Genomic DNA, 10,881 nt, shown 5'->3' on the forward strand with positions numbered 1-10,881 from the left:
CTCTGGTAACTCCTCAGCAAATGCACTTGTATCACCTACAAATAAAATCCCAAGTAATAAAGGCACTACTACTAAAAATTTCTTTATCCGCATTTTCCATTTACTACATGCCAACAAAGTTCACTCCCCTCGTCACTTGGTTTCATTTCTTCCCAAGGAGTCATTGGCTTATCTTGTTTCATATCATTATCTTTTTTCATTTCTCCCTCACGATCCATTGGCTTATCAGGAGTCATTGGTTTATCAGGTTTCATGTCTTCCTTTTCCATTGGTTTGTCAGGAGTCATTGGTTTATCAGGCTTCATGTCTTCCTTTTCCATTGGTTTGTCAGGAGTCATTGGTTTATCAGGCTTCATGTCTTCCTTTTCCATTGGCTTATCAGGAGTCATTGGCTTATCTGGTTTCATGTCTTCCTTTTCCATTGGTTTATCAGGCTTCATTGGTTCTTCTTTATCCATATCTTTTTCTTTCTTCATATCTTCTTCTTTCTGATTATCTTTATCTTTACAAACATCCCCCCAACATTCGGCGGGCTCAGGAGCAACAGGAAGTTTGTCAGGTGGTTTCTCTTGTTCACCCTCTTTAAAGTGCTCTTGTTTGTCTTCAAAAGGCTTATCAGGTTGTTTAGGTTTATCAGGCTTAATATCCTCAGGAAGAACAGGTTTAATCGACAAATCCATATCGTCAGGAATCTTCAAATTATCCCTAATATCCTTAACAGCATCCGCGATTTCTTTTGTATTCTTTGCTATTTCATCCGTGTTCTTTTTAATTTCACCTGTATTCTTTGCTGTCTCACCTGTATTTTTAGCCGTTTCACCCGTATTCTTTGAAATTTCATTTACCGCATTCACAATCTTTTCTAAAGCTTCTTTAACAGCTTTATCAGAACCACCGCCACCTTCTACAGGTGGTTTATTCTCGTCTTTTGATTCATCTATATCACCGCTGCCATGTGGTTTATCATCTGGAATTTTTTCATTTGTACAAACTCCGTCATTCTTATTATCATAATCCGCATAATCCTCAGGATTAGGCTTTTCAATTTCAGGTAAATCGTAATATTTAGCACCTTTACCCCAATATACGGTTTCTCCTCCACCGCTACCGTTTTCTTTAAATCCTTTAAGCTTAAAACGTGCATAGCCTAAAACTTTACCATTATGAAAAATGTAGAATGCGTATGTACCATTCTGATTCCAGTTAATAGGGAACTCATTTTTTTCTTGTTCTGGACGAGTCCACTTTGATTTACCAACATGAAACGAGCAATCATTAACAAGCATCAATTCCGATAACTGAAAACTATATACATCCTTCATATTGTTAACTCTAATAATCAAATTGTATTTACCATTAACTATCCCATTATTCTCGATTGTTACATTTTTACTCCCTACCAATTGAAAACTAGGTGAATCAGCAAACACAGGGATCGTATGGCTAACAATACAAAATGTACATAAAAAAATTATGGCTAGCTTTTTCATATCAATCCTTCCTAACAAAAAATAGCTAGGTGATCCACCCAGCTATTTAATTGTTTTATTAAATTTATAGTTAATTTCTTGCTATTTAAGGAGTGAATTTTGATGATTATCGAGTAAATAAATCTTTAGTGTTAAACGCTACTAAGAACGTTAACGGAATAGCAACAGAGAATGCGATAATAGGCCAATAAGCGCCTAACCAGTTAGTCAGACCGTTCGCAACGTCTGCAAGATTATAAGTTAATGAAATTTTTGGCATTTCCAAAATAAATTCCTCCTAGTCGATCAATCATCAAATTTGTCTTTTACTAAATGCGCTACGAAAAATCCGAACAGTATACCAAACAAAATGACTAACAATGGCATCATTGTTGACCAATTCATATGAAAGTTACCGAACAGTTGAGACATTGATGGTCTGAAACCAAATTCAGGCATTCAAAATCAACTCCTAAAGGTGTTATACACTTTACCGATACAGTAGATAGCAAACGCCCCACCAATGAATAAATAAATCACTGGTAACACTGAACTAAACATGTTGAAGGCATACTGCAAGATTCTTCCCACGTCCATGCTAAAACTAATAGCCATCACCCCAAGCTTTGACGGTGGTGAACATCATTATTACGAATACTAGAAAGGTTATAAAACCTAACGAGTATAAAACAACTGAATTGTTCATAAAAAACCAATACATCATATCTAAAAAGGCTAAATCATTCATTTATCAAACCGCCAATCTTTAAGCAATGTGAAAACGATGATTAGCAAAAACGGGAGTCCAAACAGGGAATATTGGTTTAATAAATTTTCTAAATTAAATTCAATCATCGCAAAGCACTCCAGATCCAGTTGAATGTTAACACCAACAAGATTAGTAATAGCAAGAAACTAATTAACATATCACCATAGGTAAGTGTCTGGAAAACTGCAAAACTACCGTTCTTAGTCTGTACTAAGTAGTTAGGCATAATTTCCGAAAAAGTTTTGTACAAGTCGTTTAAATCGATTTTATCTAACATAAAATCACACAATCACTTCAGTCTTATAATTCCTCGTACTACTTAACGATCTGTTGCAAATTGTAGTATGCATTATTTTTATATGCACTTACAGTTGCTAGACACTTAAATGGAGTACCTAATTTGTAACCCTCAGAAATCTGTTGGAACAGTTCTACTTCTTTACTAGAAATTTTCACTGTTTCATTTCCATTATCATTTTTTTGATACAAATCAATACTCAAACTTGTTCTTTTGTTCCCTTCGAACTCTTTTGTAATAATACTTGCGCCCATAAATACGCCTTCAATTTGAACTACTGGCATTGTAATTCCTCCATATTCTAATTTTACGAACATAAAACCGAACAAATTTTCGAGTCCAGATTTTACGTTCTGATTATAGCAAAAAAAAGGGACAGAACACAACCATTTTTTTCAAAAAAATTTTTTTTACAGTTTTTTGTTCTTTTTTAAATGTTCTACAATTGCATTTTCTACAAATTCAGATTGATTATCTTGTTCTTTCACTAAATCAACATACTTCTTCTTTATAGAAACATTTAATTTCACTTTTTTCTCGTCTGGATCTATACGATGTCTGCCCACTTTTTATTGCTCCCTTTCTAAAATAAAAAAACCCTTACACCTTACTATAAACAAAAATCACCTTATAAAAAACAACACATAAAAAAAGTTGAGAGCATAAACTCTCAACTGTACTTTTTCATAAATTCATATAAAGCCAATTCGATTAATGAAAATTTTGAAATTCTTTTGCTACCAAAAGGTTTTGCAAATTCCTCAAATTGTTCATGGATTTCTTTACTAATAACAATAGAACTTTTTTTACTCTCTTTAGATTCAGGAAGTGAAGCTAATTCTAAAAATAATTTAGCTTCATCACTCTTCACTATATGTACTAACTCTTTTAAAGCCGATATTTCAGATTCAGTAAAGTCATTCTGATTTTTTTCTGATTTATTTCCGACTTCTTTTTGTTCATCATCTAATTTTTTAATCTTTTTTTTCGGATTTTTTTCTGATGTTTTTCTGACATTCTTCTGATTATCTTCATTTTTATTCGGATTTTTTTCAGTCTTTTTCTGAATTAAGTCTGAAATTAATAATTCATCTATCTGATTTTTTTCAGACTCTTCACCTTTATAAATAGTTTTCTTTAATGAATTATCATATTTATAACCTACAGAATTCAAGCGCCTACGCAAAGTATCTTTACTTATTCCTAATTCTTTCGCAACGTCAGGCATAGTCCTTGTACCATTAGTCAATTCAACAATATCAATAACTTTCACAATCAAACAATCCCCTTTCCAGTCTGTATATTAATTATATCATATATTATTCTGACAAACATCAGACTTATTTCAGACATTTATCAGAAACTTTTCAGAAAGCAAAACAAAAAAGTCAGACGCAAATCTGACTTTAATCATAGACGTTTCTTTATAATCTTTGTATAATACAAGTACAATCAATCAATCAATTTAGTCTTATAATTCCTCTAGACTAGTCACCTAGAGGAGTGAAGAATATTCTATCTAGTCAATAGAATATTTACGTGAAACCTTTGTCTATTCAAGGGTTTCTTTTTTTATGGTTTTATTTATTTCATAATCATGCAACAGCATTTTCTTTTTCTCTACATCTTCAACAAACGATTTACCTTTTTTCTCTTCATACTGACGATTCTTAATTAAAAACTTCCTAACTGCTGTCTCTATATCACAATTTTCATCATTAATAACAGCTGTCATCAAACGCCCTCTTATTTGAGCTACTTCTCTATCAAAATTAGAATCTACATCTTTTGTACGAATTAAATATCCAGTAGTACGAGCAAATTTTCCTTTAGCCCCTTTACTTAATTCAGTCCAAAAAGCGCTTTTATGATAAAACTTCTCCATTAACATCGTCCAAAGCTTGTCCAATCCATCACGATTAAAAACTTCTTCTAAATCATCAAATATCTTTAAACCTTCTTCATCTTCACACTCTTTAAGAAAATCACGTCTTACTTCAAATTCAACGTTCCATATATTTTCTGTATCCATACCTAGACTGTTATATAAATCTAAGAAATACATTTTTCCTTTTTTCATAATCTCTTTAGTTTTGTTATAAATACGTAATTGCAAACGAGTACGATTCCCAAAATATACAGTTTCAAATTCTCCGCTGCATGGATCTAGACGGAAAAAATCAGGTTTATTATCATCTTTAAAATTTCTAGGATATTCAAATGTCTTTAAATCATCTAATATCCATTTCCATTGGTCACTATGTACAGCAAAGTCAATACGGTTCATCTTTGCCTTACCAGTAGCAAAACCGAATGACATTAACACCCCAAGGCTTTCAGCATATGCATTAATCAAACCTTTATCCCATAATAAAAACTGGTTTATTTGAACTTTAATAGGATACTGACCGTCATCTCTATAACGTCTAGCAAAATATATAGCAATATCCTCATTTCGTAATGAAAACTGATACAAAGGTTTCTGACCTAACTGAACCTCAAAAACTAAAGGATTTTCATAATTAGGTAACGGAACACTGATTGTCTTAGCTTCTCCATGGTCTAAATAAAAATCACGACCACTTTCTAATTCATCTAAAAGACCATTTTCCATAACATCATTGTAATTAAGAATATCTATGTTATACCAAAACGTATCAATGTTAAAAAGAAACTTCTTATCATCAGGACGAAAACGAGGGTTGCCATTACGATCAGTGCCCTTTTTCTTTGTGTAACAAGATGGCATGATAGAACCCCCAAAAAACTATTTTCTTCAAAAACCCCACAATCGAAAATGTGGACATTGGGTTAAACCCTTGGTACGTATAGGTTTATGCCCAAAAACAGCTATTTACTATGACCCTATGTTATAAAGGATAGGGTCATAGTATTCTCTCTACCTCAAAATAGATTAAATACTAATTAAAAACAAACACCAAACATTGATAAATCAATGTTTCTACTTTATGTAACTGGAAGAAATTCTTCTAGATAATCTTTCCTGAACATCTTTCATTATATCTTCAGCTAGCTTACCAGCTTCAGATCCACCCTTAGAATTACTTTTCTCTGTTTCTTTTACAGCTTTTTCTGCTTTTTTTAAACCTTTTTTAAGAGTCATTAAATCTTTTTCAGAAATCATTTACATCTCTCCTTGCTCTTTATAAAAACGTTCTTTCTCAGCAACCAAACTTAATAAGAAGCTTGTACGATTTAATGGTTTATAAATTAATTTATTTTCCTTAGCAATAGTCATTCTTCTATCATTTTCAATATCTATCAATTCATCAATCAATGAAACTTCTTTATCAGTAAAACGAAATACTCGATTCTTTCTTTCTTCTTTAACCATAGTCATTCTAAAACCTCCCAAAACTTTCTATACCAATAATATCATTTTGCATATGCAAAAACAACCTTTTGCAAATATTTTTGTAAATATTTTTATGCAAAAGGTTGCTAAATATAATATTCATCTTAAAATGCCTTGTTTCGCTTCACAACTTCCTTCTTATAAACTATATAAATATCATTATCTATATAAGTTAAATCATCAAAAATCCAACCTCTGTCCTCTAAATACTCTTTATGTACCTTGACTTGATTAGATTGATCGCTTCTCAAATATTTCAAAGTCTTAGATAAAACAATAATTTCTTTTTCATTACAAACAGGCAAATCCACAAATATCACCCTTCTTTTAAAGTATCTAGCATGCCTTTAAACAAGAAACAAATCCCTAGAGTACCAAACAACGTAACAATAACATTCTCCATCAAAACAACCCTCTATCTGTATTTGCTAAAAGGTTAAACAAGAAACAGGTAGTATTTTCTTTCGCTCTGCTTCATAAAATCTCCACCTTTTCCGCTACGCTACATTCTTGCATAACTTTTTTAGGCTCGTTTGTCTTCATCGCCAAGTCGATAAACTCAAAAGTGAATGTATTTAACTATCAACTTGCCTATCCATTATACGAGCCTAAACGCTTGTACTACCGACCTTTATATTTTCTTTTATTCTATTTACCCATTACGCTATGTGGGGCTAGCCCCACACCCCAGCCAATCTCCAACCTCAAAAGCGAAGGAAGACCTTTAAAACCTAACCCGTAAACCAATTTAGCAAGAAAACAATTACAACAATGAATGAACCGTAAAATAATCCATCTCTCGCCATACTTTTCAACCAATCTACATGTATCAAATCTTTTCACCTCATACCAAATGTTCGCATTTACATTAAAAACCCTAGAAAAATATGCACGGCTGCCGTTACATTTCACACCTAAATCACGAACATTATTTTGCCATTTGACTAAACATCACATCTAAATTATCAAAATGATGTTTGATTACTTCGCAATTATTTATTTCTTCCTCATCTAACCCGTGGCGATCCACTAGCAAATCTAGAAATTCTCTCATTTCTCCATGTGCTTTATTTATTCTTTTCACTTCTTCTCTAAATTTTTTCTTCTTTAAAATTCCCATCTATAACGTACCTTCCTTATTTAATTTATATAATCTTATGAAGTCCTCCCGCCTGCACCGCGCATACAGCTTACGCTGAATGCTTGTACTGGCGTCCGTACTCTTCGGCGGTCGACTTCAACGCTTCTAAAAATTCCATGAAGTCTTGTCGTTTATCTGGAACTTGTACTGGAGAAACCATTGCTGTCGTATCATAAACTTTTGAACCAATAGCAAAAGCTTTCTTCTTTTGAATACGCATTGTTTTTAAATATCGTTTAGATTGAACATCATACATTTTGTAATAAAAATAGTTTTTATCATTCGATACCTTAACGAGAACGTTTGTAATACCTCTTATACGTGAATCTAAATCATCAAATGATGGTGAAGTAATAAACAACGTACAACGTAATTTTCTAAGGTAATAAGACAATTGAGAAAAGAACTTTACCGAGTTACTCGAAAAACTTCTAGCATCAAGATCAATGTGCGCTTCATCAAGATTTAAAATACTAGACTTCTCTTTTGCAATATCATGAAACGTATCTAAAGTTACAAATGGTTTAGACCCAATTAAACCGTAATTACTGTACAATGCACAGCCACTTTTTTCTTGATAGTGTTTTGCAAACAAACTCATACCAAACGTTTTACCGCTACCGAGAAAGCCCTCAAAAACCATTATGTTCATGCTAACTCATTCCCTTTAACGACTTTTGCACTATTTGCTGACAATGATAATGAAGGATTCGCATTTGCTTTCAGTAAATGACTTAATTTAGCATTACCTTTAATTCGGTCAGAAAGCGTTAATTTTTCAAGTGTCTTGTGGTATTCACTCAATGGCAATACTTCTTCTTTCATTCCAGCAATATATAAAGAAATGTCCGATAATCCATTTTCATTAAGCAATAACATAGCCATTTGTTGTTTCTTTGTTAATGGCACAGCATGTTTTTTCATGAATTGAAACAGTTGAACAGTCTCAATCGTTTCATTTGAACCTTCTTCTTCTAAAATATCTTTCGTTAACATTTCCTGAACACTCATTTACTCCACCCCATTATTTGAAAATAGCTAGCAATACAATAATTACCCAAGGCATAAAACCAATAATGTCAAAAGGTTTCTTGCCTGTATCAAAATCAAAAATACCCTTCAATGCACTAGAACGACGTAACATTTTCAAATTTTCCGCTTCAATTCTTGCGGGCTTTTCTAAGTTATAAATGTGATACACATAACCATGATTATCATCAAGTAATCTCAATTCATTCTCACGTGGTAACATGGCTGTACTCGTTTCTAAAATCTCCGAATCAAACGATATAACCTGTTCAACTACACATGTTCCTTCTTCCTTAATAATCAACGCTCTATGCCCTTCAAATTGTGGCTGTACTTTTCGTTTCGTTTTAGCTAACATTTATAAAAACCTCCAAAACGTTCGTCTTTTCATTTCAAAATCTCTTGGATCTAGTCCCGCTGCCATGACATTTTGAATCTTTTTAACGAACTATATAAACTAATTAATATTTAAAATTCGTTTTTATCACTTTGACATTTTATTTTTGAAAAACATATATGGTAAAACTATAAAAAGAAATATAGATAAACAAACCGCACTTGATAATTCAAACATCGCATTAAAAGCCTGCATTATTTTAAATCTCCTTTTCTCGATGTTACTTCACAAATCAAAATCAAAATCCAACTAATGAATCCCAAAATTGCATAAATCATTCTTCTATCCCTCTAAAGAAATTCAATGTATCTATTACCATCCAAGAAACAACTGTCGTAAAAAATATTAATAAAATTGCTTGCCCTACAATATTCAATATCATTACCACCATTTCACTGTATCTTTAAATCGAATAAACAAACTACTGTAAGTCATGATGATGTAACAAACAAAATATACGAAAACTAAAGCGAATAACGTCGTTATGACGGTTGTCCAACCGTATAAATAAGCAAATACTCCAAGGTAATCACTAATTCGCAAAGGACGGCTTGCCGGTACGCTTAAATCACTTAAATACTTTGCCATTTGTGCAAGCCAACCAAGAACAGGATTAAATATTGTATCAATTAACGCATTCATTAATGATGACCACCTCTGAATAGATCCATGAGCTTTTTAACAAACAAGTACCAAATAAAACATGTGACCACAGCCGGAATAACTGTAAGCAATCCAGTAGGAAGTAATATATCAGTAGCCACTTTGAAACCTTTCATTGATGCACTAGGAAACGATACATTCCCACCATCAAAATTAGGTTGTACCCATAGAAATAAAGTTTTAAAGAATCCCGCTATTACAGCACCTAAAAACTGAAACAAGGCAACGAATAATTTTATAATTGCTACTACAACTTGAAACAGCTTTTCTATGAAATAAAAGATTCCTTTTAAAAAATCCAGTAGATATTGAAATGGTGTAGCTAAAAAATCAATAAACGTTTTTAACGACTTTATAACCGCTTCAAATCCACCTTTTAAGAACTTAACAAACTTCTCCATCATGATTGCTTATAACCCACCATAATCCTTCTAATGCTTATAGCAACAGAGAATGTAATCATTAATACAAACGCTAGAAATAATACGTTTTCCCCAGCATGAAATGCATACTGGAGAAATTGTATTAAGTCCTTAGATGTAACTGGTTGTATCAAACTAAGCACCTACCTTAAAAATAACTTCTTCGTATTAAACGCAACAATAAACGCTAATGGAATAGCAATACTAAACGCAACAATAGGCCAAATTCCACCGAACCAGTTTTTGATAGATTCTATTAAATCGGAAAGACCAAAATTAAAAGCAATATCAGGTATTACTTGTACTTGTGGAATACCTGGAACAGAATTACTCAAATCACTTTCTACATTCCAAGCTGATACAGCTTTAATCTGAACTTGATATGTTTGTCCATTCTTTAAACCTTTAACAGCATAAGAACGAGCTGTAACAAGAGAATCATTAATCTGTTTACCATCCACAATAATGTGATACCCCTTAATTTTTACACCTGCATTATAATTCGTTAAATTTACAATCAAAGAACCATCCTTAGGTGTAAGAATAGGACTAGATGGTTTTGAAGGTTTCGTTAAATCAGGAGCCTGATCAGTTTTCACTTTATATTCAATACCTTTTGATTCTTGATTTCCACTAGGTGAAACAGAAACAAACTTATAAGTATATTCAGTTTCAGGATTCAAACCAGTATCAAGAAAATATTCAGATTTATAACTGTCAGAAATTACTTTCCCATCTCTAAAAATTTTTACATTACTAAAATTCTCAGTTGGAAATTTATAAGTTAACTTTATAGAATTATGTGAAACACTATCTGCTTTTATATCCGAAACATCATTCGGTGGTGGTTGAAGATATTCAAAAACATAAAATGAATTTAAATATAAACCATCATAACTAGGCGCCTTAAATTCAATTTTAGTAACTCCTTTTATAATACCTTTCACAAAACTTTTAGATGTTTCACCCTTTTTATTATAAAATCGTTGTGTAATCCTACCGTCCGGACCATAATAAACCGTTACATCTAAATCACTTTTCATAGAAGAAGTAGAATAAGAAAAACCAGAAATATTAACTGGTGAATTAAATTCTATCCTTCCTTCCCTTCCTTCACCTTGCATACGAATAGGAAAACCAGTTGGATCGCTACGATAAGTAACACGCCCACTAATCGTTTTTCCTACATACTCTGGTAACTCCTCAGCAAATGCACTTGTATCACCTACAAATAAAATCCCAAGTAATAAAGGCACTACTACTAAAAATTTCTTTATCCGCATTTTCCATTTACTACATGCCAACAAAGTTCACTCC

17 protein-coding genes are annotated in these 10,881 nt (G+C 32.4%); all 17 read right to left on the reverse strand.

Features of this window, described 5'->3' with window-relative positions; genetic code table 11:
- Positions 1-83 precede the first annotated feature (83 nt).
- The 17 genes from GBN78_RS25805 to GBN78_RS25875 all read right to left on the reverse strand — a co-directional run bounded on the left by GBN78_RS25805 (position 84) and on the right by GBN78_RS25875 (position 10,847).
- A complete protein-coding gene (locus tag GBN78_RS25805) occupies positions 84-1,490 on the reverse strand; it encodes a hypothetical protein (protein ID WP_152127851.1) in 1,407 nt (468 codons plus the stop codon).
- Between the two features lie 106 nt (positions 1,491-1,596).
- Positions 1,597-1,755 (reverse strand): hypothetical protein, encoded by a 159-nt coding sequence (locus GBN78_RS30430; RefSeq protein ID WP_000425805.1) that lies wholly within the window; start codon positions 1,753-1,755, stop codon positions 1,597-1,599.
- A 20-nt stretch (positions 1,756-1,775) separates the two neighbouring features.
- On the reverse strand, positions 1,776-1,928 hold the full coding sequence (locus GBN78_RS30435; protein WP_001113828.1) for a hypothetical protein: 153 nt from the start codon (positions 1,926-1,928) through the stop codon (positions 1,776-1,778).
- Positions 1,929-2,553: 625 nt separating this feature from the next.
- Entirely contained in the window at positions 2,554-2,820 is a 267-nt protein-coding gene (locus GBN78_RS25815) for a hypothetical protein (protein WP_098472922.1), read from the reverse strand.
- A gap of 126 nt (positions 2,821-2,946) precedes the next feature.
- On the reverse strand, positions 2,947-3,102 hold the full coding sequence (locus GBN78_RS30440) for a hypothetical protein (RefSeq protein WP_000532434.1): 156 nt from the start codon (positions 3,100-3,102) through the stop codon (positions 2,947-2,949).
- Between the two features lie 104 nt (positions 3,103-3,206).
- Positions 3,207-3,809: a hypothetical protein gene (locus tag GBN78_RS25820; protein ID WP_226798496.1), complete on the reverse strand. Its 603-nt coding sequence runs from the start codon at positions 3,807-3,809 to the stop codon at positions 3,207-3,209.
- 279 nt (positions 3,810-4,088) lie between these two features.
- Positions 4,089-5,285: a replication initiation protein gene (locus tag GBN78_RS25825; RefSeq protein ID WP_152127852.1), complete on the reverse strand. Its 1,197-nt coding sequence runs from the start codon at positions 5,283-5,285 to the stop codon at positions 4,089-4,091.
- A 213-nt stretch (positions 5,286-5,498) separates the two neighbouring features.
- Positions 5,499-5,681: a hypothetical protein gene (locus tag GBN78_RS25830; RefSeq protein WP_152127853.1), complete on the reverse strand. Its 183-nt coding sequence runs from the start codon at positions 5,679-5,681 to the stop codon at positions 5,499-5,501.
- A complete protein-coding gene (locus tag GBN78_RS25835; RefSeq protein WP_152127854.1) occupies positions 5,682-5,897 on the reverse strand; it encodes a hypothetical protein in 216 nt (71 codons plus the stop codon). It lies immediately after the preceding gene.
- Between the two features lie 119 nt (positions 5,898-6,016).
- Complete coding sequence (locus tag GBN78_RS25840) at positions 6,017-6,223, reverse strand: hypothetical protein (protein ID WP_152127855.1); 207 nt, start codon at positions 6,221-6,223, stop codon at positions 6,017-6,019.
- A gap of 617 nt (positions 6,224-6,840) precedes the next feature.
- Entirely contained in the window at positions 6,841-7,032 is a 192-nt protein-coding gene (locus GBN78_RS25845) for a hypothetical protein (protein ID WP_152127856.1), read from the reverse strand.
- A gap of 70 nt (positions 7,033-7,102) precedes the next feature.
- Positions 7,103-7,705, reverse strand: a complete 603-nt coding sequence (locus tag GBN78_RS25850; protein WP_152127857.1) for a hypothetical protein — start codon at positions 7,703-7,705, stop codon at positions 7,103-7,105.
- Positions 7,702-8,064, reverse strand: coding sequence for a hypothetical protein (locus GBN78_RS25855; protein WP_000116007.1), 363 nt, complete (start codon positions 8,062-8,064; stop codon positions 7,702-7,704). Before GBN78_RS25855 ends, GBN78_RS25850 begins: the two co-directional genes overlap by 4 nt.
- 13 nt (positions 8,065-8,077) lie before the next feature.
- Positions 8,078-8,440: a hypothetical protein gene (locus GBN78_RS25860; RefSeq protein ID WP_000880242.1), complete on the reverse strand. Its 363-nt coding sequence runs from the start codon at positions 8,438-8,440 to the stop codon at positions 8,078-8,080.
- A 420-nt stretch (positions 8,441-8,860) separates the two neighbouring features.
- Positions 8,861-9,121 (reverse strand): hypothetical protein, encoded by a 261-nt coding sequence (locus tag GBN78_RS25865; protein WP_000992628.1) that lies wholly within the window; start codon positions 9,119-9,121, stop codon positions 8,861-8,863.
- Entirely contained in the window at positions 9,121-9,546 is a 426-nt protein-coding gene (locus GBN78_RS25870) for a hypothetical protein (protein WP_000970219.1), read from the reverse strand. Before GBN78_RS25870 ends, GBN78_RS25865 begins: the two co-directional genes overlap by 1 nt.
- Positions 9,547-9,707: 161 nt before the next feature.
- On the reverse strand, positions 9,708-10,847 hold the full coding sequence (locus tag GBN78_RS25875; RefSeq protein ID WP_193224758.1) for a fibronectin type III domain-containing protein: 1,140 nt from the start codon (positions 10,845-10,847) through the stop codon (positions 9,708-9,710).
- Positions 10,848-10,881 lie beyond the last annotated feature (34 nt).

Source organism: Bacillus sp. B2-WWTP-C-10-Post-4, from assembly GCF_009183805.1.
GTDB classification, from domain to species: domain Bacteria; phylum Bacillota; class Bacilli; order Bacillales; family Bacillaceae_G; genus Bacillus_A; species Bacillus_A cereus.